The organism is Streptomyces sp. TSRI0281 (assembly GCF_001905125.1).
GTDB lineage: Bacteria > Actinomycetota > Actinomycetes > Streptomycetales > Streptomycetaceae > Streptomyces.
On the sequence record NZ_LWLE01000035.1, the window covers coordinates 173,056 to 194,247 of the forward strand.

22 protein-coding genes and 5 tRNA genes are annotated in these 21,192 nt (G+C 69.9%); 9 read left to right on the top strand and 18 right to left on the bottom strand.

The annotated features are described in order from the left end of the window. Positions 1 to 203: 203 nt before the first annotated feature. Entirely contained in the window at positions 204 to 437 is a 234-nt protein-coding gene (locus A6A29_RS35410) for an Lrp/AsnC family transcriptional regulator (RefSeq protein WP_073726918.1), read from the top strand. Between the two features lie 20 nt (positions 438 to 457). Next, positions 458 to 946 carry a DUF3515 domain-containing protein gene (locus A6A29_RS35415; RefSeq protein ID WP_073726920.1) on the top strand — a complete coding sequence of 163 codons (489 nt, stop codon included), beginning with the start codon at positions 458 to 460 and terminating at the stop codon, positions 944 to 946. Positions 947 to 993: 47 nt separating this feature from the next. Here the strand turns inward: A6A29_RS35415 and A6A29_RS35420 are convergent, their stop codons facing one another. The 3 genes from A6A29_RS35420 to A6A29_RS35430 are packed head-to-tail and all read right to left on the bottom strand — an operon-like array spanning position 994 to position 3,963. After that, complete coding sequence (locus A6A29_RS35420) at positions 994 to 2,169, bottom strand: D-alanine--D-alanine ligase family protein (RefSeq protein ID WP_073726922.1); 1,176 nt, start codon at positions 2,167 to 2,169, stop codon at positions 994 to 996. A gap of 34 nt (positions 2,170 to 2,203) precedes the next feature. After that, a complete protein-coding gene (locus tag A6A29_RS35425; RefSeq protein ID WP_073726924.1) occupies positions 2,204 to 3,214 on the bottom strand; it encodes an NAD(P)H-dependent glycerol-3-phosphate dehydrogenase in 1,011 nt (336 codons plus the stop codon). After that, positions 3,211 to 3,963 (bottom strand): lysophospholipid acyltransferase family protein, encoded by a 753-nt coding sequence (locus tag A6A29_RS35430; RefSeq protein WP_073726926.1) that lies wholly within the window; start codon positions 3,961 to 3,963, stop codon positions 3,211 to 3,213. Before A6A29_RS35430 ends, A6A29_RS35425 begins: the two co-directional genes overlap by 4 nt. A gap of 149 nt (positions 3,964 to 4,112) precedes the next feature. On the opposite strand from A6A29_RS35430, the gene cofC reads away from it, so the two are divergent. Further along, positions 4,113 to 4,799, top strand: coding sequence for a 2-phospho-L-lactate guanylyltransferase (gene cofC / locus A6A29_RS35435; RefSeq protein WP_107468387.1), 687 nt, complete (start codon positions 4,113 to 4,115; stop codon positions 4,797 to 4,799). Positions 4,800 to 4,809: 10 nt separating this feature from the next. Further along, entirely contained in the window at positions 4,810 to 5,013 is a 204-nt protein-coding gene (locus tag A6A29_RS44545; RefSeq protein WP_107468388.1) for a hypothetical protein, read from the top strand. Between the two features lie 122 nt (positions 5,014 to 5,135). Here the strand turns inward: A6A29_RS44545 and A6A29_RS35440 are convergent, their stop codons facing one another. The 4 genes from A6A29_RS35440 to leuC all read right to left on the bottom strand — a co-directional run bounded on the left by A6A29_RS35440 (position 5,136) and on the right by leuC (position 8,312). Next, complete coding sequence (locus A6A29_RS35440; RefSeq protein ID WP_073726928.1) at positions 5,136 to 5,813, bottom strand: HU family DNA-binding protein; 678 nt, start codon at positions 5,811 to 5,813, stop codon at positions 5,136 to 5,138. A gap of 143 nt (positions 5,814 to 5,956) precedes the next feature. Next, complete coding sequence (locus A6A29_RS35445; protein ID WP_073726930.1) at positions 5,957 to 6,184, bottom strand: hypothetical protein; 228 nt, start codon at positions 6,182 to 6,184, stop codon at positions 5,957 to 5,959. Between the two features lie 104 nt (positions 6,185 to 6,288). Beyond that, positions 6,289 to 6,882 (bottom strand): 3-isopropylmalate dehydratase small subunit, encoded by a 594-nt coding sequence (gene leuD, locus A6A29_RS35450; RefSeq protein WP_073726932.1) that lies wholly within the window; start codon positions 6,880 to 6,882, stop codon positions 6,289 to 6,291. Between the two features lie 5 nt (positions 6,883 to 6,887). Then, positions 6,888 to 8,312 (bottom strand): 3-isopropylmalate dehydratase large subunit, encoded by a 1,425-nt coding sequence (leuC, locus tag A6A29_RS35455; protein ID WP_073726934.1) that lies wholly within the window; start codon positions 8,310 to 8,312, stop codon positions 6,888 to 6,890. Between the two features lie 174 nt (positions 8,313 to 8,486). Between leuC and ndgR the strand changes: the two genes are divergently transcribed. Next, positions 8,487 to 9,203 carry an IclR family transcriptional regulator NdgR gene (ndgR, locus tag A6A29_RS35460; RefSeq protein WP_003966003.1) on the top strand — a complete coding sequence of 239 codons (717 nt, stop codon included), beginning with the start codon at positions 8,487 to 8,489 and terminating at the stop codon, positions 9,201 to 9,203. 114 nt (positions 9,204 to 9,317) lie between these two features. Here ndgR and A6A29_RS35465 read toward each other — a convergent pair whose 3' ends face one another. Continuing rightward, positions 9,318 to 9,815 carry a DUF4188 domain-containing protein gene (locus A6A29_RS35465; protein ID WP_073727372.1) on the bottom strand — a complete coding sequence of 166 codons (498 nt, stop codon included), beginning with the start codon at positions 9,813 to 9,815 and terminating at the stop codon, positions 9,318 to 9,320. 92 nt (positions 9,816 to 9,907) lie between these two features. Here A6A29_RS35465 and A6A29_RS35470 point away from each other — a divergent pair, with 92 nt between their 5' ends. Beyond that, on the top strand, positions 9,908 to 10,549 hold the full coding sequence (locus A6A29_RS35470) for a MerR family transcriptional regulator (protein ID WP_073726936.1): 642 nt from the start codon (positions 9,908 to 9,910) through the stop codon (positions 10,547 to 10,549). Positions 10,550 to 10,615: 66 nt separating this feature from the next. Here the strand turns inward: A6A29_RS35470 and A6A29_RS35475 are convergent. From A6A29_RS35475 to A6A29_RS35505, 7 genes are all read right to left on the bottom strand, one after another. Continuing rightward, positions 10,616 to 10,688, bottom strand: a tRNA-Glu gene (locus A6A29_RS35475). Positions 10,689 to 10,708: 20 nt separating this feature from the next. Further along, a tRNA-Gln gene (locus A6A29_RS35480) sits at positions 10,709 to 10,780 on the bottom strand. 12 nt (positions 10,781 to 10,792) lie between these two features. Continuing rightward, positions 10,793 to 10,865 (bottom strand) — tRNA-Glu (locus tag A6A29_RS35485). 60 nt (positions 10,866 to 10,925) lie between these two features. Beyond that, positions 10,926 to 10,998: transfer RNA gene (locus A6A29_RS35490), tRNA-Glu, on the bottom strand. Between the two features lie 38 nt (positions 10,999 to 11,036). Then, positions 11,037 to 11,108: transfer RNA gene (locus A6A29_RS35495), tRNA-Gln, on the bottom strand. An 87-nt stretch (positions 11,109 to 11,195) separates the two neighbouring features. Further along, complete coding sequence (locus A6A29_RS35500; RefSeq protein ID WP_073726938.1) at positions 11,196 to 11,915, bottom strand: HAD family hydrolase; 720 nt, start codon at positions 11,913 to 11,915, stop codon at positions 11,196 to 11,198. A gap of 40 nt (positions 11,916 to 11,955) precedes the next feature. Continuing rightward, positions 11,956 to 12,912, bottom strand: a complete 957-nt coding sequence (locus A6A29_RS35505; RefSeq protein ID WP_073727374.1) for an oxidoreductase — start codon at positions 12,910 to 12,912, stop codon at positions 11,956 to 11,958. Between the two features lie 56 nt (positions 12,913 to 12,968). Here A6A29_RS35505 and A6A29_RS35510 point away from each other — a divergent pair, with 56 nt between their 5' ends. Then, positions 12,969 to 13,598 carry an acyl-CoA-like ligand-binding transcription factor gene (locus A6A29_RS35510; RefSeq protein WP_073726940.1) on the top strand — a complete coding sequence of 210 codons (630 nt, stop codon included), beginning with the start codon at positions 12,969 to 12,971 and terminating at the stop codon, positions 13,596 to 13,598. Positions 13,599 to 13,666: 68 nt separating this feature from the next. Here A6A29_RS35510 and gltX read toward each other — a convergent pair whose 3' ends face one another. From gltX to A6A29_RS35525, 3 genes are all read right to left on the bottom strand, one after another. After that, positions 13,667 to 15,172, bottom strand: a complete 1,506-nt coding sequence (gene gltX, locus A6A29_RS35515; protein WP_073726942.1) for a glutamate--tRNA ligase — start codon at positions 15,170 to 15,172, stop codon at positions 13,667 to 13,669. Then, on the bottom strand, positions 15,165 to 15,950 hold the full coding sequence (locus tag A6A29_RS35520; RefSeq protein WP_073726944.1) for a fumarylacetoacetate hydrolase family protein: 786 nt from the start codon (positions 15,948 to 15,950) through the stop codon (positions 15,165 to 15,167). Before A6A29_RS35520 ends, gltX begins: the two co-directional genes overlap by 8 nt. Before the next feature lie 82 nt (positions 15,951 to 16,032). Then, on the bottom strand, positions 16,033 to 16,215 hold the full coding sequence (locus tag A6A29_RS35525) for a hypothetical protein (protein WP_073726946.1): 183 nt from the start codon (positions 16,213 to 16,215) through the stop codon (positions 16,033 to 16,035). A gap of 579 nt (positions 16,216 to 16,794) precedes the next feature. On the opposite strand from A6A29_RS35525, the gene A6A29_RS35530 reads away from it, so the two are divergent. Together A6A29_RS35530 and A6A29_RS35535 are read left to right on the top strand one after the other, a co-directional pair. Then, the gene (locus A6A29_RS35530) at positions 16,795 to 20,679 is read left to right on the top strand and encodes a sensor histidine kinase (protein ID WP_073726948.1); all 3,885 of its coding nucleotides are present in this window, start codon (positions 16,795 to 16,797) and stop codon (positions 20,677 to 20,679) included. Positions 20,680 to 20,688: 9 nt separating this feature from the next. Beyond that, entirely contained in the window at positions 20,689 to 21,102 is a 414-nt protein-coding gene (locus A6A29_RS35535; protein WP_006127850.1) for a roadblock/LC7 domain-containing protein, read from the top strand. Positions 21,103 to 21,192 lie beyond the last annotated feature (90 nt).

Consider the following 21,192-nt stretch of genomic DNA (forward strand, 5'->3'; position numbering starts at 1 on the left):
TTTATCGCCCCGGACACCCGTCCGGGCCCCCGGTCGCGAGCCGTCACTGCTGTCGGTACCGTCAAGAGATACGTCAACTTCTGTCGTCTGTACGCCACGCTGTGGACGTCATACGGCCCGCAGGTCTCCCCGCGGCCCGCGGCAACGCGATACCGTGGCGTCCCTTTCCCCCACATGATCCTCGTGGCCGCCCTGGAGGTTCCGTGGTACAGGCGTACATCCTTATTCAGACCGAGGTGGGCAAGGCGTCGACCGTCGCCGAGACCATCGCCAAGATTCCGGGAGTTATCCAGGCAGAGGACGTCACCGGTCCCTACGACGTGATCGTGCGGGCCCAGTCCGACACGGTGGACGAGCTCGGCCGCATGGTGGTCGCCAAAGTGCAGCAGGTGGACGGCATCACCAGGACCCTGACCTGCCCGGTCGTCCACCTCTGACCCCCGTCTAGGCTGGGCCGGTGACGTCATTCCGCCGCCGGTCCCCCCGCTCACTGTTCCTCGGTCCGTCCGCCGCCCTGCTGGTCCTGGCCGCGGCGGGCTGTTCCTCCAGCGACGCGCAGCCCTCGGTCACGGTTCCCACCCCGTCGTCGGAGGCCGCCGCGTACTGCGGAGCGCTGCACAAGGCGCTGCCGCAGACCGTCGCCGATCTCGAACGGAGTGATCCCGGACCGGATTCGGAGCTGACCGCCGGCTGGGGGGACGGGGCGATCGTACTGCGCTGCGGTGTCCCCCGGCCCGCGAAGATGGACGACGCCCAGTCCAAGGCGATCGACGCGGACGGCGTCAACTGGATGCTGGAGCAGCGCCAGGACGCCGGCCCCCGCTTCACCACCACGTACCGCGAGGCGTACGTCGAGGTGACGTTCTCCGAGGAGTACGCCCACGACGCCAGCCCGCTGGCCGCGTTCGCCGCCCCCGTCAGCAGGACGGTGCCGGAGAGTCTGTGACCGGCGGGCCGGGGCGTCGTGTTCCGGCACGCTTCCCCCGGAGCGCCTCAGCGCAGTCCGGTGGAACGGGTCAGCGCGGCCTGGATCAGGCGGTCCACCAGTTCCGGGTAGTCCACGCCGCTCTCCTGCCACATGCGCGGGTACATGGAGATCGGGGTGAAGCCCGGCATCGTGTTGATCTCGTTGATGACGAACCCGCCGTCCTCGGTGAGGAAGAAGTCGGCGCGCACCAGCCCTTCGCAGGAGGTGGCCTCGAAGGCGGCGACGGCGAGGCGCTGGACCTCGGCGGTCTGCTCCGCGGTGAGCGGGGCGGGCACCAGACCGGCGGCCGAGTCGATGTACTTGGCCTCGAAGTCGTAGAAGTCGTGCGAGGTGACCGGCGGGATCTCGGCTGGCACGCTGGCCCGCGGTCCGTCCTCGAACTCCAGCACCCCGCACTCGATCTCCCGCCCGCGCAGCAGCGACTCGACGAGGAACTTGGGGTCGTGGCGGCGGGCCTCCTCGATCGCCTCGTCGAGGCCGGAGAGGTCGTCGATCTTGGTGATGCCCACCGAGGAGCCGCCGCGGGCGGGCTTGATGAAGAGCGGCCAGCCGTGCTCACCGGCGAAGTCCACGATGCGCTTGCGGGCGGCGTCGCGGTCGTTGTCCCACTCGCGGGGGCGGAAGACCTCGTACGGTCCGACGGGCAGTCCGAAGGAGACGAACACCCGCTTCATGTACTCCTTGTCCTGGCCGACCGCGGAGGCGAGGACACCGGCGCCGACGTAGGGCACGCCGGAGAGTTCGAGCAGCCCCTGGAGCGTGCCGTCCTCTCCGTACGGGCCGTGCAGCACGGGGAAGACGACGTCGACCTCGCCGAGTGCCTTGGGCACCGATCCCGGTTCGCTGTAGACGACTTCGCGGCTGCCGGGATCGACGGAGAGCACCACGACGCCCTCGTCGGACTCGGCCAGCTGGGCCACGTTGGGCACCTGGCGGCCGGTGATGGCCATGCGTTCGGGCTCATCGACGGTGAGTGCCCAGCGGCCGTCCGTCGTGATGCCGATCGGCAGGACGTCGTAGACGGTCCGGTCGATGGCGTTCAGGACGGCGCCGGCCGTGACGACCGAGATGCCGTGTTCGGAGCTGCGGCCGCCGAACACGACAGCCACGCGCGGCTTACGGCGCTGCTGCTCAGGGCTCTCGGGGCGCTCAGGGCTCTGGGGAAGGTTCTCGCTGCTCATATCGCGATGAGCGTACCTGCTGGTAAGGGAGACGTCAGCGCCGCTCGGCCTTGGCGCTGCGCGACATCAGCTCCTTGAGGGCGACGACCGGCGGCTTGCCCTCGTGGACGATGCCGACGACCGTCTCGGTGATGGGCATGTCGACGCCGTGCCTGCGGGCCAGGTCGAGCACCGATTCGCAGGACTTGACGCCCTCCGCGGTCTGCTTGGTGACGGCGATCGTCTCCTGGAGCGTCATGCCGCGGCCGAGGTTGGTGCCGAAGGTGTGGTTGCGCGAGAGCGGCGAGGAGCAGGTCGCCACCAGGTCGCCGAGGCCCGCCATTCCGGAGAACGTCAGCGGGTCGGCGCCCATCGCCACGCCCAGCCGGGTGGTCTCGGCGAGGCCGCGGGTGATGAGCGAGCCCTTGGCGTTGTCGCCGAGGCCCATGCCGTCCGCGATGCCGACGGCGAGTCCGATGACGTTCTTCACGGCGCCGCCGAGCTCGCAGCCGATCACATCGGTGTTGGTGTACGGGCGGAAGTACGGGGTGTGGCAGGCGGCCTGGAGGCGCCGGGCGACGGACTCGTCCTGGCAGGCGACGACGGCCGCGGCGGGGCGGCGTTCGGCGATCTCCTTGGCGAGGTTGGGCCCGGAGATGACGGCGATGCGGTCCGGGGAGACCTTGGAGACGTCCCCGATGACCTCGCTCATCAGCTTGGCGGTGCCGAGTTCGACGCCCTTCATCAGGGAGACCAGGACGGTGTGGTCCTCCAGGTACGGGGCCCAGTCGGCGAGGTTGGCGCGCAGCGTCTGCGAGGGCACGACCAGGAAGGCGAACTCGGCGCCGCGCAGCGCCTCGGCGGCATCGGTGGTGGCCCGTACCGATGCGGGGAGTTCGATGCCCGGCAGGTAGTCCGGGTTGGTGCGGGTGGTGTTGATGGCCTCGGCGACTTCGGCGCGGCGGCCCCAGAGGGTGACCTCGCATCCCGCGTCGGCGAGGATCACGGCGAAAGCCGTACCCCATGAGCCGGTTCCGAAGACGGCTGCTTTGACGGGGTGCGTCACGTGGGTCCCTTTCCCTGGGCCTTGCGCCGTAGTTCAGCACGGGCTTTGCGGTGATCGTAGAGCTCTGCGGGGGCCTTCTCGCCGCGTACGTCCTCCAGCTGGGCGGTGACCGCGGCCATGATGACCTCGGTGGCCTGCCGCAGCACCTCGGGGGTGGGCTCCAGTGCGTAGAAGCGGCTGAGGTCGACGGGCGGTCCCGCCTGCACGATGAGGGTCTTGCGGGGGAACAGCTGGAGCTTGTTCTCCTTGGCGTACGGCGGCATCGCGAGATTGGCGCCCCACTGGGCGACGGGGATGACCGGCGCCCTGGTCATCAGCGCCACGCGGGCGGCGCCGGTCTTGCCTGCCATCGGCCACATGTCGGGGTCGCGGGTGAGAGTGCCCTCGGGGTAGAAGGCGACGCATTCGCCCCGCTCGATGGCGTCGACGGCGGCGCGGAACGCGTCCAGCGCGTTGGTCGTCTCACGGTAGACGGGGATCTGGCCGGTGCCCCGCAGCATCATTCCGACGAACGGGGTCCGGAAGAGCCCCGCCTTCGCCAGCAGCCGCGGCACCCGGCCGGTGTTGTACTGGAAATGTCCGTACGAGAGCGGGTCCAGATACGAGTTGTGGTTGACCGCCGTGATGAATCCTCCGTCGGCCGGAATGTGTTCCGTTCCCCGCCAGTCACGCTTGAACAGAACCACCAATGGCGGTTTGGCGATGCACGCCGCCAGGCGGTACCAAAAGCCGATTCTGCGGCGGGACACTCGGACACCTTCCTCTATTACTTGACCTACTGCTGCCTGGCTACTGACGGTCAAGTCCGGCCCCAGGCCCCTGCTGTGTCGAGAACACCGTACGCCTCACCTTCGGGACCGCCCCTCCGGGTTGTCGTACCGGCAGGCGAGAATATGTCCTGACGCGTACGGAGGGGGAGATCGCCACGAACACCGACCTGACCGGGTCCTGGTCACTGGTCGTCCCGCTGAAGCCGCTCGCACGGGCCAAGAGCCGCTTGGGGCGGGCGGCGGGCGAGCTGCTGCGGCCCCGGCTGGCCCTGGCGTTCGCCCAGGACACCGTGGCCGCGGCGCTGGCCTGCCCGGGGGTGCGGGATGTGGTGGTCGTCACGGACGACACGGTGGCCGCGGCGGCCCTTTCGGCGCTCGGGGCCCGCATCCTGCCCGACACTCCGGCCGCCGGGCTCAACGCCGCGCTGGCGCACGGCGCACTGTCGGCCCGCGAGCTGCGGCCCGACAGTGCGGTGGCGGCTCTGAACGCGGACCTGCCCGCGCTGCGCCCCGCGGAATTGGCGCGGGTGCTCGATTTTTCTTCCACTTTTCCCCGCGCATTTGTCACGGATGCGGCGGGAATCGGCACCACATTTCTGTCCGCTGCGCCGGGAGCGGAATTGCGCCCGGCTTTCGGCGGGCCTTCCCGCGCCCGGCACCTGGCGTCGGGAGCGGCGGAAATTCGTCTGGCCGGCCTCGACTCGGTCCGCCGGGACGTGGACACCGGGGAGGATCTGCGGGTGGCTCTGACGCTCGGCGTGGGCCCGCACACGGCGGATCTGAACGCTTCGGTCAGCCCTGCCCGTGACCGATAGGCTGCCGCCCATGCAGGCGACCTCGTACACGTACGACTCCGAGACCCGCACCGGCAGCGTGCTCCTGGACGACGGCACCCCGGTGGATTTCGACGCCCCGGCCTTCGACGCGGGCGGCCTGCGGCTGCTGCGTCCGGGCCAGCGGGTCCGGATCGAGGGCGAGGGAGAGGGCGCGGACCTGCGGATCACCCTGGTGACGCTGCAAACGTTCTGAGACGGTCCGGGGGACCCTGGGCGGCCTGCGGAGGGCCGTCCGGACCCCGGACAGCCCGCGGGCCGGGCTCCCCCGAGGGGAGCCCGGCCCGGCGCGTGTGAGGAGCGAGCGTGTGCCCGGTCTCACTTCTTGCGTGCAGTGGCCTTCTTGGCCGTGGTCTTGCGCGCCGTGGTCTTCTTCGCGGGCGCCTTCTTCGCCGTGGTCTTCTTGGCGGGCGCGGTCTTGCTGGCGACGGCCTTCTTGGCGGTCGTCGCGGCCTTCTTCGCCGGGGCCGCCTTCTTCGCGGTCGCCGTGGCCTTCTTGGCCGTCGCGGTGGCCTTCTTCGCCGTCGCGGTGGTCTTCTTGGCGGTGGCGGTGGTCTTCTTCGCCGCTGCCACGGCCTTTTTGGCGGTGGCCTTCTTCGCCACGGCCTTCTTGGCGGTGGCCTTCTTGGCCGCGGCCTTCGCCGTCGTACGGGTGGAAGATCCGCCCGAGAGGCTGCCCTTGGGCGCCTTCTTCACGGCCACGTCGTTCTTGGGGAGCTTCTTGGAGCCGCTCACCAGGTCCTTGAAGCCCTGTCCCGCACGGAAGCGGGGGACCGAGGTCTTCTTGACCCGTACGCGCTCACCCGTCTGCGGGTTGCGGGCGTACCGGGCGGGACGGTCGACCTTCTCGAACGAGCCGAAGCCGGTGACCGAGACACGGTCCCCGGCGACAACGGCACGGACGATCGCGTCGAGTACCGCATCGACGGCGTCTGCGGCCTGCTGACGGCCGCCGACCTTGTCGGCAATCGCTTCTACGAGCTGCGCCTTGTTCACGTCTTCCCCTTCGGAGACATAGCCAGAACGAAAGTGTTCAAGCCTTTTCGCACGTTAGGCAGATATATACCGCAAATCAAACACGAAACGGGCTAATCACCCTAGTGCCGCAACGAAGTCGACCGCTGCGCAGTTCCGCAGAGTCAGTCACCTTCGGGGAATCGGCCCTCATCGAGGTCCTTCATCAACCGGTCCAGACGCCTTGCTGCATCTGGGAGATCGTGCTTCGCCGCGGCCGTGACGACCAGCAGCTTCCGGGACAGCGCCATCCTTACGCCCTCCGGGACTTGCAGTGCACGCACCCTTGCGTGCGCTTCCTTCAATCGGTCGGCGACTTGGCCATAGAGCTTGAGTTGGCTGTCGCGTCCCATGCACCGATTGTGCCATCTGGGGCGAGTTGTCGCCCGAGGGGGGCTCAACAAGCGACTGCGCCCCCTACCCGAAGGCAGGGGGCGCAGTCCTGGAAAAGCGCTGCTCAGACCTCAATTGTACGCGGCTTGAAGGTCGGCCTTGCCACCTCATAAGTCGCAATGTCCGCTTCGTTCTGAAGGGTGAGGCTGATGTCGTCGAGCCCGTTGAGCAGCCGCCAGCGGGCGTTCTCGTCGAGCTCGAAGTCGGCCGTGATGCCCTCGGCACGGACCTGCCGCGCCTCCAGGTCGACGGTGATCTCGACCGTTGGGTCGGCATCCGTCAGCGCCCAGAGCGCGTCGACGACCTGCTGGTCCAGGACCACGGTCAGCAGCCCGTTCTTCAGCGAGTTCCCGCGGAAGATGTCGGCGAACCGGGACGAGATGACGGTCCTGAAGCCGTAGTTCTGCAGGGCCCAGACCGCGTGCTCGCGGGACGAACCGGTGCCGAAGTCGGGACCGGCCACCAGGACCGAGGCGCCGCGCCGCTCGGGGCGGTTGAGGATGAAGTTCTCGTCCTTGCGCCACGCCTCGAAGAGCCCGTCCTCGAAGCCGTCGCGGGTGACCTTCTTCAGCCAGTGGGCGGGGATGATCTGGTCGGTGTCGACGTTGCTGCGGCGCAGCGGGACGGCCCGGCCGGTGTGTGCGGTGAAAGCTTCCATGGTTCTCAGACTCCGGCGGGCGTACGGGCGTCGGACAGGTCGGCGGGCGAGGCCAGATGGCCCAGCACCGCGGTGGCGGCGGCGACCTGCGGGGAGACCAGGTGGGTGCGGCCGCCCTTGCCCTGCCGGCCCTCGAAGTTACGGTTCGAGGTGGAGGCGGAGCGCTCGCCGGGGGCCAGCTGGTCGGGGTTCATGCCGAGACACATCGAACAGCCCGCGTGCCGCCATTCGGCTCCCGCGGTGGTGAAGACCTTGTCCAGGCCCTCCGCGACGGCCTGGAGGGCGACCCGGACCGAGCCGGGAACGACCAGCATCCGCACCCCGTCGGCGACTTTGCGGCCCTCCAGGATCGAGGCCGCGTTGCGCAGGTCCTCGATCCGGCCGTTGGTGCAGGAACCTACGAAGACGGTGTCGACGTTGATGTCCCGCAGCGGCTGCCCGGCACTCAACCCCATGTATTCCAGGGCCTTTTCGGCGGCGTGCCGCTCCGAGGCGTCCTCGTACGAAGCAGGGTCGGGGACGTGTCCGGAGAGGGGCGCGCCCTGGCCGGGGTTGGTGCCCCAGGTGACGAACGGGGCCAGTTCGGCGGCCTCGATGACGACCTCGGCGTCGAAGACGGCGTCGTCGTCGGTACGCAGCGTGCGCCAGTACGCGACGGCGGCGTCCCAGTCCTCGCCCTCCGGGGCGTGGTCACGGCCCCGCAGGTAGTCGAAGGTGGTCGCGTCCGGGGCGATCATGCCCGCGCGGGCACCGGCCTCGATCGACATGTTGCAGATGGTCATCCGGGCCTCCATCGAGAGCTTCTCGATGGCGGAGCCGCGGTATTCGAGGATGTACCCCTGGCCGCCGCCGGTGCCGATCCGGGCGATGATCGCCAGGATCAGGTCCTTCGCGGTGACGCTGTCGGGCAGTTCGCCCTCGACGGTGATGGCCATGGTCTTCGGGCGGGCCAGCGGCAGCGTCTGGGTGGCCAGGACGTGCTCGACCTGGCTGGTGCCGATGCCGAACGCCAGCGCGCCGAACGCCCCGTGCGTGGAGGTGTGGGAGTCACCGCAGACCACCGTCGTACCGGGCTGGGTCAGCCCCAGCTGCGGGCCGACCACGTGCACGACGCCCTGCTCGACGTCGCCCAGCGGGTGCAGCCGTACGCCGAAGTCCGCGCAGTTCTTGCGCAGGGTCTCCAGCTGGGCCCGCGAGACCGGGTCGGCGATCGGCTTGTCGATGTCGATCGTCGGGGTGTTGTGGTCCTCGGTGGCGATGGTGAGGTCGAGGCGCCGCACCGGACGTCCGGCCTGGCGCAGACCGTCGAACGCCTGCGGGCTGGTCACCTCGTGCAGCAGGTGAAGATCGATGAAGAGAAGGTCGGGCTCGCCCTCCGCGCGCCGGACGACATGGTCGTCCCAGACCTTCTCCGCGAGTGTCCTACCCATCGCTTTCCCTCCGGCCGGCGTCTTCGCCGGCCCAACTAGAGATGTGGTGCGCCGCCGCCCGGACCCCCGAGCGGGGCGGTGGCTGCGGGCCGTTGTGTGGCCGCCCGTACAGGTTCGCAACTTCCGCCGAAAATTGAACTTGCGTTTCACAGAGTGAGACGCGAGTATCGTCGTATGGACAACTCTAGCGGCGTCGGCGTTCTCGACAAGGCGGCTCTGGTATTGAGCGCCCTGGAGTCCGGTCCGGCCACCCTCGCCGGGCTGGTCGCGGCGACCGGGCTCGCACGGCCCACGGCCCATCGACTGGCCGTGGCACTGGAACACCACCGCATGGTGGCGAGGGACATGCAGGGCCGGTTCATTCTCGGCCCCCGGCTCTCGGAACTCGCGGCGGCGGCCGGCGAGGACCGGCTGCTGGCCACGGCGGGACCGGTGCTCACCCATCTTCGCGACATCACCGGCGAGAGCGCTCAGCTCTATCGCCGGCAGGGCGACATGCGGATCTGTGTGGCCGCGGCGGAACGGCTGTCCGGACTCCGGGACACGGTACCGGTCGGCTCCACGCTCACCATGAAGGCGGGATCCTCCGCCCAGATCCTGATGGCCTGGGAGGAACCGGAGCGTCTGCACCGCGGCCTCCAGGGCGCCAGGTTCACGGCGACGGCCCTCTCGGGCGTACGGCGCCGGGGCTGGGCCCAGTCGATCGGCGAGCGGGAACCGGGCGTCGCCTCGGTCTCGGCGCCGGTGCGCGGCCCCTCGAACCGGGTGGTCGCCGCGGTCTCGGTCTCCGGGCCCATCGAGCGGCTGACCCGCCACCCGGGCCGGATGCACGCGCAGGCGGTCATCGACTCGGCGGCACGGCTGAGCGAGGCCCTGCGCCGCACGGGCTGACACCCACCCGTCGCCCCGCTCCTCCCGGTAACACCCCTTCCCCTTCCCCGGAAGGCCGCCCCAGCGCCGTGGCGGCCCCCCTCACTTCCCCGGACTGCTCCCCCGGCACCTCTCTCACCCCTCGGACGAGCGGTGCGCGAGACGGTCCGCCGCCCGGCGGCCCCGCTCCTCGAGCGGCAGCACGCCGGTCGCCGCCGACAGTCCGTACGCCGGCATATCGGCGTAGATCGACTCGTAACCCCCCTCGGGCACGATGTAGCTCTCGTGCCACAGCCCCACATGCTGCCGGGAGTTCTTCTCCTTGCGATTGATCCTCGCCCAGGCCCTGTGGTGGAACATGTCGGGAGCGCTCGCGTACGCGTAAAGCTTCTCCTTCGACTCCCAGTACTGAACGACGTAGTAGGTACGCGGCGAGCCGGAGAGCAGCGTGTAGCCGAGCAGGCCCCGGCCCTTGTCCCTGGCCAACTCCCGCAGCATGCGCGGCATCGCGGCGAAGACGGGCAGCCAGTGGTGCACCCCCCAGAAGTGGTTGATGCGCATCCCGATCAGCAGGACGACGACCTCGCCCTCCGCGGCTGCCGTCGTCCGGCCCGGTATCGGCTTCGCGAACATGCTGTGCACCCCTGGTTTCGTTGGAGAGTTTCGCTATCCAATGATTGGATAGTTCCACCACCCAAGGGGCGGCGCAAGGGAAGGCGCAGAGAATGCGACTGTCGGAACTGAGTGAACAGAGCGGCGTCTCGACGGCAACGATCAAGTACTACCTGCGCGAGCGGCTGCTGCCGCCGGGCAGGCGGATCAGCGCGACGCAGGCCGAGTACGACGAGGGGCATCTGCGCCGGCTGCGTCTGGTGCGGGCGCTGATCCAGATCGGGCGCCTGCCGGTGGCCACGGCCCGCGAGGTGCTGGCCCATGTCGACGACGAGTCGCTGGGCCGGACGATCCGTCTGGGCGCCGCCCTGTGGGCCCTGCCGCACGGCCCCGATCCCGACGAGGACGCACCGGAAACGGCAACCGCCCGCGCCGAGGTGACCCGGCTGCTCGGTGAGTTGGGCTGGGAGACCGCGCTGGAACTCGGCGACCTCTCCCCCGTCCACCGGTCACTGGTCGCTTCCGTGGCCACCCTCGGCAAGCTCGGATACCCCTGTGACATCGCGTACTTGACCCGGCAGGCCCGCATCATGGAGCAGGCGGCCGTGCACGATCTGGACGAGATGGAGACATACGCCTCCGAGGCGGAACAGGTCGAGAACGCCATCGCCTCGGCCGTGCTCTACGAGCCGCTGCTGATGTCGCTGCGCAGGCTGGCCCAGGGCGAGGAATCGGCCCGGCGGTACGGGCTGTAACCGCCGCCCCGGGAACGGAAGAAGGCCCTCCACCGAGGTGAAGGGCCTTCCCGTACTGCTCTGTTGTACCCCCGACCGGATTCGAACCGGCGCTACTGCCGTGAGAGGGCAGCGTGCTAGGCCGCTACACAACGGGGGCATGTTCACTGCTGACTTGCGCTGGGCTACCAGGACTCGAACCTAGAATGACGGTACCAGAAACCGTAGTGTTGCCAATTACACCATAGCCCATGGTGTGACAAGTACCCCCGACCGGATTCGAACCGGCGCTACTGCCGTGAGAGGGCAGCGTGCTAGGCCGCTACACAACGGGGGCCCTAGCGATCCTGCATCAAGAACGTGGGTGCGACCCAGATGTTCTCGCGGGAAGGATCTGTACCCCCGACCGGATTCGAACCGGCGCTACTGCCGTGAGAGGGCAGCGTGCTAGGCCGCTACACAACGGGGGCGTGTTTACTACTGATTTGCGCTTTACTGCTGACGTGCGCTGGGCTACCAGGACTCGAACCTAGAATGACGGTACCAGAAACCGTAGTGTTGCCAATTACACCATAGCCCACTGAAACGCAACCCCTAGAGGGGTCTTATTTCTGTCTGCGCTTCCCGGCCGGATCTTTCGGCCCGCTCGGGCGGCGCAGGAAGAACATTACCCGAAGGTGTCCGGCGCTCCAAAACGGGTATTGCCCGCCAGCAGCCCGGGAAGCTGATCGAGCCCGGTGATCCGGACAAGATCCTCCCGTCCGCCCCTCCCCCGGCGGTCCAGCCAGATCCCCGCCAGCCCGGCGGCGACCGCGCCGCTCGCGTCGATGTCCGGCTCATCGCCCACGTACGCCACCTCGTCCGGCGCGAGCCCGAGCTCCTCGCAGGCCGCGTGGAAGGCGCCGGCGTGCGGCTTGGAGATCCCCAGGTCGACGGCGCACACCAGCGCCTCGAACCGGTCCCGCACACCGAGCACGGTCAGTTTGCGGTGCTGGTTGTGGAGGCTGGAGTTCGACAGGATCGCGTGCCGGTAGTCACGCGCCAGCAGGTCCAGCACCGGCACCACATCGGGAAAGAGCGTCCAGGCGGCCTCGTAGTGCGCCGCGTGCCGGCCGAACCACTCGTCGGCCTCGGCATCCTCCATCGCCCGGGACAGGAATTCCCGCACCCGGTCGCGGCGTTGCCCCAGGAAGTCCGTCTCCCCCGCGGCACACCGCGCCCAGTGCACATCGGTCACCGCCCGCCACCCGTCGAGGGCCTGCTCGACGGAGGTGTACCCACTGGGCAGGCCCTCGCGTTCCAGGTGCCGTTGCATGCCGATGCGGTCGGCGCCCGAATAGTCGAAGATCGTGTCGTCGATGTCCCAGAGGACGGCTCGGATCGGCATGCGCCGAGGTTAGCCGGGGGCCCGCCGGGGAGCCAGACCGTCACCCGGCGCGCGGGGGCACTTCGGGCGCCGGGAGCGCGAACCGTACGCCGGTCAGGCGTTCCGACAGCTCCCACAGGCGGCGGGCGGTCCCGGTGTCGGCCGCGCGCGGGGACAGCCGCACCCGGGTGGGGGCGCCCCGCAGTTCCGCCGGGCCGTCCGGGCCGATGAACTCGCCGCCCTCCACGTCCGGGGCCGTCGCCGCGTACAGCTGTGGCAGCGCCCCCGCGTCGGGGCCCTGGGCGAGCAGCGGGTTGCCGATGCGGCCGAGCACGACCCGCCACAGGCGGACCGGCGCGCCTCTCTGGAGGTTGGTGGCGGTGTAGCCGGGGTGGGCGAGCACGCTGCGCACGGGGCTGCCGGCCCCGGTCAGGCGGCGGTGGAGTTCCCGTCCGAAGACGGCGTTGGCGAACTTCGACCCGTTGTAGAAGCCCATCGGCGAGTAGCCGCGCTCGCCGGACAGGTCGTCGAAATCCAGCTGTCCCTTGTGGTGGTTGACCGAGCTGACCGTGACGACCCGGGGGTCGCGCCCGGCGGTGAGGAGGTCCAGCAGCAGCCCGGTGAGGGCGAAGTGGCCCAGGTGATGGGCCGCGAACTGCAGCTCGTGGCCCTGCGCGCTCAGGGTGCGGGGCGGCGCCAGCACGCCCGCGTTGTTGACGAGCACGTCCAGCCGCTGATGGTCGGTGCGCAGCCCGGCGGCGAAGGCGCGGACCGAGTCGAGGTCGGCCAGGTCGAGGCGGCGTACCTCCAGGGTCGCGTCCGGCTGCTCGGCGGTGATCCCGGCGGCCGCGCGGTGGCCCTTCGCCTCGTCGCGCACCGCGAGGATCACCCGCCCGCCCCGGCGGGCGAGTGCCCGGGTGGTGGCCAGGCCGAGGCCGCTGTTGGCTCCGGTGACGACGAACACCCTCGTGGACTGGTCCGGGATCCGTTCGGCGGACCAGCGCTGCTTCTGTGTCATACGGCAGACAGTGCCGAAGTTGGCACTTGGTGTCAAGAAGATACCGAGTGCCATCCATGGCATGGCGGTACAATTACGGGGTGAGCCCTCCCCCCGAAGTCAGCCTCGCCCAGCGCAAACGTCAGCTCGTCGCGAACGAGTTGACCGAAGCGGCGCTGCAACTGCTCGCGCTGCGGGGGTTCGACGCCGTCACCGTGGACGAGATCGTCGCCACGGCCGGAGTGTCCAAGCGCACGTTCTTCCGGTACTTCGCGTCCAAGGAGGACGTGGTCGTCCAGTTCCTGGCCGGGATGGGGACCGGTATGCACGCGGAGCTGGCCTCCCGGCCCGCCGGGGAACCGCCCTCCGTGGCGCTGCGGCACGCCGTCTGGGCCGCGATGTCCGCCTGCGCCGACCACTCCGAGCGGGCGCTTCGCGTGGTGCGGCTGATTCTGCGTACCCCTGCCCTGCGCGCCCGCTTCCTGGAGCACCAGGCGCAGTGGCGCGACGAGCTCGCGGCGGAGCTGGCACGCCGCGCGGGGCTCGATGCCGAGACCGACCTGTACCCGCGGCTGGCGGCCGGAATGGCGCTGGCCGCCTTCGACACCGTGTTGCAGCGGTGGAGCGGCAGCGAGGGCGCCGAGGATCCGGCCGCGCTGACCGACCGGGCCTTCGCGGTCATCGCCCCGGCACTGGACGCCGTCTGACGGCGGAACGCCGATGGGGTGGCCGCCCCCTCGGGAGCGGCCACCCCATGGTGGTGGAGCGGTAGCGGTTACGCGGCCAGTTTCGCCAGTGCCGCGTCCACCCGGGCGAGGCTCTTCTCGCGGCCCAGGATCTCCATGGACTCGAAGAGCGGCAGGCCGACCGTGCGGCCGGTGACGGCCACGCGGACCGGGGCCTGGGCCTTGCCGAGCTTCAGGCCGTGGGCCTCACCGGCGGTGAGCACGGCGTTCTTCAGGGCCTCGGCGTTCCACTCGGCGGCGGCCAGGTTGGCACGGGCCGTGGTCAGGAGGGCGTCGGAGCCCTCCTTCATCGCCTTGGTCCAGGACGCCTCGTCCTCGACGGGCTCGTCGAGGAAGAGGAAGTCGACGTTGTCGGTGATGTCCGAGAGGACGGTGACCCGCGTCTGGGCGTGCGGGGCGATCTCCGCGAACTTCTCCGCGTCGAAGGACTCCGGGGCCCACGGGGCGAACGGGGCCCTGAGCCAGGGTCCGCACGCCTCGGTGAACGCCTTCACGTCGAGCCTGCGTACGTGCTCGGCGTTGATGTGCTCGCACTTCTTGAGGTCGAAGCGGGCCGGGTTGGCGTTGACGTCCTTGATGTCGAACGCCGCGACCATCTCGTCCATGGTGAAGATGTCGCGGTCCTCGGCGATCGACCAGCCCAGCAGCGAGAGGTAGTTCAGCAGCCCCTCGGGGAGGAAGCCGCGCTCGCGGTAGAGGTTGAGCGAAGCCTGCGGGTCGCGCTTGGACAGCTTCTTGTTGCCCTCGCCCATGACGTACGGGAGGTGGCCGAAGGCCGGGGTGTCCTTGGCGATGCCCAGCTCGATGAGCGCCCGGTACAGGGCGATCTGGCGCGGGGTGGAGGAGAGCAGGTCCTCGCCGCGCAGGACGTGGGTGATCTCCATCAGCGCGTCGTCGACCGGGTTGACCAGCGTGTAGAGCGGGGCGCCGTTGGCCCGGACGATGCCGTAGTCCGGCACGTTCTCCGGCTGGACGGTGATGTCGCCGCGGACCAGGTCGGTGAAGGTGAGCGCCTCGTCGGGCATCCGGAAGCGGACGATGGAGGTGCGGCCCTCGGCCCGGTACGCGGCGATCCGCTCGGCCGTGAGGTCGCGGCAGTGACCGTCGTACCCGGACGGCCTGCCGGCCGCACGGGCGGCGTCGCGGCGGGTGTCGAGCTCCTCGGTGGTGCAGTAGCAGTGGTACGCGTGACCGGCCGCGAGGAGCTTGTCGGCGACGTCCTTGTAGATGTCCATGCGCTGCGACTGGCGGTACGGGGCGTGCGGGCCGCCGATCTCGGGGCCCTCGTCCCAGTCGAGGCCGAGCCAGCGCATCGAGTCGAGCAGCTGGTCGTACGACTCCTCGGAGTCGCGCGCCGCGTCGGTGTCCTCGATGCGGAAGACCAGGGTGCCCTTGTTGTGCCGGGCGAAGGCCCAGTTGAACAGGGCGGTCCGGACCAGGCCCACATGGGGGTTGCCGGTCGGGGAGGGACAGAAACGTACGCGAGGGGGTGTCCCCTGCGGAGCCGAGAGCTCGGGGATAGGTCCGTTAACCACGCTTGATCACCTTGTTGGTGAGAGTGCCGATGCCTTCGATGGTGACGGCGACCTCGTCGCCGACGTGCAGGGGTCCGACCCCCGCGGGAGTTCCGGTGAGGATCACATCGCCCGGAAGCAGGGTCATGGCTTCCGTGATGTGGACGACGATGTCCTCGATCGAGCGGACCATGTCGCTCGTACGGCCCAGTTGCCGTTGCTCGCCGTTGACCGTCGCCTGAATGGTGAGGTCGTGCGGATCGAGGTCGGTCTCCACCCAGGGGCCGAGCGGGCAGGAGGTGTCGAAGCCCTTGGCCCTGGCCCACTGCTTCTCGCGCAGCTGGGCGTCGCGCGCGGTGACGTCGTTGGCGCAGGTGTAGCCGAAGATGACGTCCTTGACGCGCTCGCGCGGAACTTCGCGGCACATGCGGCCGATGACCACGGCCAGCTCGGCCTCGTGGTGCAGCTCATTGGAGAAGGAGGGGTACTCGATCGCGTCGCCCGAGCCGATCACCGAGGTGGTGGGCTTGAAGAAGGCGACCGGGACATCGGGGACCTCGTTGCCGAGTTCGGCGGCGTGCTCCGCGTAGTTGCGGCCGATGGCCACGACCTTGTTGGGGAGCACGGGGGGCAGCAGCCGGACCTTGTTCAGCGGGACCTTGGTGCCGGAGAGCTCGAAGTCGGCGTACGGAATGCCCTTGATGATGTCGAGGACGAGGCCACCGGATTCCACGGTGCCCTGACCCTCGACGGCGCCGAAGGCGACATTGCCGTCGATGGAGAACCTGGCGATGCGCACGGGATGCTGTCGCCCCTCACTTGCTCGCTGACTGAAGACTGACGCTCCAGGCTAACGCGGGTGAGGGGGACAGCCACGCCGATCAGCGCGGGGTCGCGACCGGCGCTTCCATCAGGATGGTGCGGCGCGGGTTGGCCGTCTGGGTGGGCAGGTCGACGGCGTGCTCCGGCAGCTCCGGCGTCTGCAGCGCTTCGGCGTCCTTGAGGTGCGCCAGCGTGGTGCGCCGGGGGTTGGCAATGTTGCGGAACATCATCGTCGTCTTCATCTGCCGTATGGACCCTGTCGGTGTGGGCGCCGCCCGGAGGGGCACCGGCTTGTCGGATTCGCCATCCCTAGTAAAGCGTCAGGCTAAACATCCAATTCCCCGCAGCAGCAGGGAAGAGACGACGATCATCATGTGAGTTTGCTCACGAAGTTATCGACAATTCGAACATACCGGTCAGCTGACCCCGCTTCAGGAAACGGACATTGCACCACTGAATCAACCATTCCGCTCCTGATCATGCCGACTGGGACACCCCCCACCCGCCATCAACTCATCCGCAATAGTCCGATTTAACCATGAACACTCTGCACTGCTTGTTACTCCCTCATCACAACGTGTCACCCAGGTCACAGCCCGGTACGTGGGCCTTGTTGGAGATCCGGCACTGTGCTGGAATTCCACGCACCGCCGCGGGTTTCAGGCCGGCGCGCAGGGGCGCAACGCAGCGCCGAGTGGCGGCGGGAGGGGGAGAACGCCGGTCACTCACGACCACCATGGGGCGCGTCCAGCGCCCCACGACGCCGACACCGTCCCACCCGCCTGGCGGAGGGGACGCCTGGTCCAGAGGTTGCGACGCTAGTGCAGGGACGTTTCAAGAGGGATGGCAGTGCTCCGGCGGAACAGGAGCCGCGCGGCGGGACCGACCGCGGTTCCTCCCCCCAGCACGCCCAGAACCCCGGACCGGCCGCAGCCGGTGAAGGCGGCGACCGTGCGCAGCGCCCGGACACGACGACGGGCGGCGGCGCCGAGCCGGCCACTCCCCTCAAGCCCCGCGGCCCGATCAACACGGGGTCGCGCATAGCGCTCCGCAACTGGCGCATCAGCACCCGTCTGGTCTCCCTCCTCGCCCTTCCGGTGGTCGCCGCGACCACGCTGGGCGGACTGCGCATCAACGAGTCGATGAACGACATGCAGCAGCTGGAGCACATGCAGCTGCTGACGAGGATGACCAAGCAGGCGACCACGCTCGCCCAGGCACTCCAGGTGGAGCGCGACCAGTCGGCCGGTCCGCTGTCCAACAAGTCGAAGGCGACCGACTACAAGGTCACCGAGCCCCGGAAGAAGACCGACCGGGCCAAGGACGCGTTCTTCGACGCCACGAACGCCATCGGTGACGCCCAGGGCGACGAGGCGCTCGAAGGCATCCACGCGAGCGTCGCCCAGATCGCGTCGCTGCTCGGCGACATCCGTACGATCCGCAAGACGGCGTACGCGGAGGGCTCCCCGAGTCTCAACACGATCGACCAGTACAGCCAGCTGATCACCTCGCTGCTGAGCCTCTCGCAGGACATGGCGCAGGCGACCAGCAACCCGGAGATGATCAAGCGGACCCGTGCCCTGGCGGCGTTCTCGTCCGCCAAGGAGTACGCCTCGGTCCAGCGGGCGATCATCGCCGCGGCGCTTCCCGGCGGCAGCGTCAAGGAGCCGCACCTCAACCCGAACGACCAGCAGTTCGGTCAGAACGCGCTGGCGAAGGAATCCCGGGCCCTCACCTCGTTCAACACGATCTACGGGACCACCGGGGACAGCGCGGCCGAGCTGACGGCGCCGCTGGACAACGGCAACCCCGAGATCAACGCCGCGAACATGTACGCGAAGCGGGTCCTGGACACCACCTCGGACCTCAACGACACCAAGAAGGTCCGCTCGTACCTCGACTGGTACGACCAGAGCTCCACCAAGATCAACGCGATGCAGACGATCGAGGCCACCCTCCTCAGCGACATGGAGGCCAAGGCCCGCGAGCTGCGCGAGGCATCGCAGCGCGAAGCGATCATCAACGGTGCGGTCATCCTGCTCGTGCTCGGTGTCTCGCTGGTCGGCGCCTTCGTCGTGGCACGGTCGATGATCCGCTCGCTGCGGCGCCTTCAGGACACCGCTACGCGTGTTGCGCAGGACCGACTGCCCGAACTCGTCAAGCAGCTCTCCGAGACCGACCCCCAGGATGTCGACACCTCGGTCGAGTCGGTCGGTGTGCACTCCCGGGACGAGATCGGCCAGGTGGCCGCGGCCTTCGACGACGTGCACCGCGAGGCCGTCCGCCTCGCCGCCGAACAGGCGCTGCTGCGGGGCAACGTCAACGCGATGTTCACCAACCTCTCGCGCCGTTCGCAGGGCCTCATCCAGCGTCAGCTCTCGCTCATCTCCGAGCTGGAGTCGCGCGAGGCCGACCCGGACCAGCTGTCCTCGCTCTTCAAGCTCGACCACCTCGCGACCCGTATGCGCCGTAACGGTGAGAACCTGCTGGTCCTCGCCGGTGAGGAGCCCGGCCGCCGGTGGACCCGCCCCGTGCCGCTGGTCGACGTGCTCCGTGCCGCCGCCTCCGAGGTGGAGCAGTACGAGCGCATCGAACTGGCCGCGGTGCCCGCCACCGAGGTCGCGGGCCGGGTCGTCAACGACCTCGTGCACCTGCTCGCCGAGCTGCTGGAGAACGCCACGTCGTTCTCCTCGCCGCAGACGAAGGTCCGGGTCACCGGTCACGCACTGCCCGACGGGCGGGTGCTCGTCGAGATCCACGACACCGGCATCGGCCTCTCCCCCGAGGACCTCGCGGCGATCAACGAGCGGCTCGCGGCGCCGCCCACCGTGGATGTCTCGGTCTCCCGCCGCATGGGCCTGTTCGTGGTCGGCCGGCTGTCCCTGCGTCACGGCATCCGGATCCAGCTGCGTCCCTCCGACTCCGGTGGCACGACCGCGCTGGTCATGCTGCCCGTCGATGTCGCGCACGGTGGCAAGCAGCCCCTTCCCAAGCAGGGCCCCGGTCAGCACTCCGGCGCGCCCGGCGGTCTGCTCGCCGGTACGGGTCCGGGTCCGGGCAGCGCCCCGCGTCCGGGCCTCGGCGGCGGTCCTTCCGCCCCGCCCGCGAAGGGTCTCGGCACGGGTCCCGGCAGCTCGCGCGGCCAGGTCGGTGCGGGCACCGGCCCGCGGGCCGCACTGCCCTCACGCGACACCGGGCCGCGTCAGCCGCAGTCCCAGCAGAACAACGGCCCGCAGAACCCCGGCCAGCAGAACCCCGCTCAGCAGGGTCCCGGTCAGCAGGGTCCCGGCCGCCCGAACCAGGCTCCGCAGGGCGGTCCGCAGGACTTCCCGCGCCAGGAACCGCAGCGCCACGGCGGCGGCCTCTCCGGCGCCTTCGGCGGCGGTGCCCGGCTGGGTGCCCGCGGCCAGGGCGAGACGCCCGGCCGTACGGATTCGGGTCAGCCCAACCTGTTCGGCCACGGTGGTCCGGTTCCGCAGGGCCCGAACGCCCGCCAGGGGCAGTTCGCACCGCAGGACCCGTTCGCACCCCAGGACCCGTTCGCCCAGCAGGGCCAGAACAACGGGCCCGTCCCGCCGCAGCAGCCGCAGCAGCCCCTCCAGGGTCAGAACGGTCCCGGCACCCAGGGCGGCCTCCAGCAGCCCGGCGGCCCCGGCGGCCCCGGCCGTCAGCTGCCGCCGCCCGGTGGTCCGCGTGCCGAGCTGCCCGGGGGCAACCCGCAGCCGCAGCGCCCGCAGGCCACCAGCTGGGGCGTCGAGGAGCAGGGAGCGCAGCGGCGTACCCCGCTGGACGCTCCGCGCGGTCACGAGGAGCCCGACTCCACCGGCCGGTTCGCCCGGCCGGCCGGACCCGGCCAGGACGCCGGACCGGGCCAGGACCGGCCGTTCGACGCCCCGCCGGTCCGGCGCCGGCCCATGGACGACCGTCAGGGCCCCGGGGCCACCTCCGAGTTCGCCCGACCCGACTTCTCGGCGCCGCAGGCACCTCAGTTCCCCCAGGCGCCGCAGTTCCCGCAGTCGGACGCGCAGGACCCGGCGAGCACCGCGCAGTTCGCGCGCCCCGACTTCAACGCCCCGCGCCCGCAGGACCAGGGGCTGCCCGCACCGCGTCAGCGCGGCCGGGACGACAGCGACTTCGGCGTACCGCGTCCGTCGGCCTCACCGGCCGGCGAGGCGCCGCACCGTCCCATGCTGCCGCAGCAGCCCCAGCCGGAGGCACTGCCGCCGGCCGGTCCGGGGGACGGGCGGACGCCGCTGTACGACACGCTGGAGACCAACTGGTTCCACGGCCCGCAGCAGGGTGGCCAGCAGCCGCCCGCCGCCGGGCCGCAGGCACCGGGCGCTCCGGACTCCGGGGCTCCGCTGGCGCCCATGCCGCGTCGTGAGGCGGCCGACACCGGGGCCACCGCTTCGTGGCGTGCCTCGCCCAACGACGAACTCGTCCGTCAGGCCGAGCGGGTCAAGAAACCGGCGGCGGGCGGGGTCACCACCTCCGGACTGCCGCGCCGTGTTCCGCGTGCCAATTTGGTGCCGGGCACCGCACAGCAGCAGAATCACCAGACCGGACCTCAGGTTTCGCGTGCGCCCGATGACGTGCGCGGGCGTCTGACCAATCTCCGCCGGGGCATCCAGCAGGGCCGGCAGGCCAACAACGGCCAGTCGACCGGCAGTTTCCAACTCGGCCCCACTCACCAGCAGGAGCGTTAGTTGAGCCCCATGAGTCAGGCCGCGCAGAATCTGAACTGGCTGATCACCAACTTCGTGGACAACACCCCCGGGGTGTCGCACACGGTGGTGGTCTCCGCCGATGGGCTGCTGCTGGCGATGTCCGAGGGATTCCCCCGGGACCGCGCCGACCAGCTCGCCGCCGTCGCCTCCGGGCTCACCTCGCTGACCGCGGGTGCCTCCCGGATCTTCGAGGGCGGTGCCGTCAGCCAGACGGTGGTGGAGATGGAGCGCGGATTCCTCTTCCTGATGTCCATCTCGGACGGTTCCTCGCTGGCCGTTCTCGCCCACCCGGACGCCGACATCGGTCTGGTCGGGTACGAGATGGCCCTGCTGGTGGACCGTGCGGGCACCGTCCTCACGCCCGACCTCCGCGCCGAGCTCCAGGGCAGTCTGCTCCACTAGGCGGCCATGCAGCGGATACCCGACACGATCCCCCCAGGTACTTCCCACAACCCTCACCCGTCCGGCCGCCACAGCCCCCTCACCGGCCCC

Bases quoted from the DNA above. Each gene is read 5' to 3' on its own strand.
- A6A29_RS35525 (WP_073726946.1), bottom strand. From the start codon at position 16,215: ATGAAGACGACGATGATGTTCCGCAACATTGCCAACCCCCGGCGCACC.
- A6A29_RS35420 (WP_073726922.1), bottom strand. From the start codon at position 2,169: ATGAGCAGCGAGAACCTTCCCCAGAGCCCTGAGCGCCCCGAGAGCCCT.
- ndgR (WP_003966003.1), top strand. From the start codon at position 8,487: ATGGACAACTCTAGCGGCGTCGGCGTTCTCGACAAGGCGGCTCTGGTA.
- A6A29_RS35470 (WP_073726936.1), top strand. From the start codon at position 9,908: ATGCGACTGTCGGAACTGAGTGAACAGAGCGGCGTCTCGACGGCAACG.
- A6A29_RS35505 (WP_073727374.1), bottom strand. From the start codon at position 12,912: ATGACACAGAAGCAGCGCTGGTCCGCCGAACGGATCCCGGACCAGTCC.
- A6A29_RS35500 (WP_073726938.1), bottom strand. From the start codon at position 11,915: ATGCCGATCCGAGCCGTCCTCTGGGACATCGACGACACGATCTTCGAC.
- A6A29_RS35535 (WP_006127850.1), top strand. From the start codon at position 20,689: ATGAGTCAGGCCGCGCAGAATCTGAACTGGCTGATCACCAACTTCGTG.
- A6A29_RS44545 (WP_107468388.1), top strand. From the start codon at position 4,810: ATGCAGGCGACCTCGTACACGTACGACTCCGAGACCCGCACCGGCAGC.
- A6A29_RS35445 (WP_073726930.1), bottom strand. From the start codon at position 6,184: ATGGGACGCGACAGCCAACTCAAGCTCTATGGCCAAGTCGCCGACCGA.
- leuD (WP_073726932.1), bottom strand. From the start codon at position 6,882: ATGGAAGCTTTCACCGCACACACCGGCCGGGCCGTCCCGCTGCGCCGC.
- A6A29_RS35465 (WP_073727372.1), bottom strand. From the start codon at position 9,815: ATGTTCGCGAAGCCGATACCGGGCCGGACGACGGCAGCCGCGGAGGGC.
- leuC (WP_073726934.1), bottom strand. From the start codon at position 8,312: ATGGGTAGGACACTCGCGGAGAAGGTCTGGGACGACCATGTCGTCCGG.
- A6A29_RS35510 (WP_073726940.1), top strand. From the start codon at position 12,969: ATGGCATGGCGGTACAATTACGGGGTGAGCCCTCCCCCCGAAGTCAGC.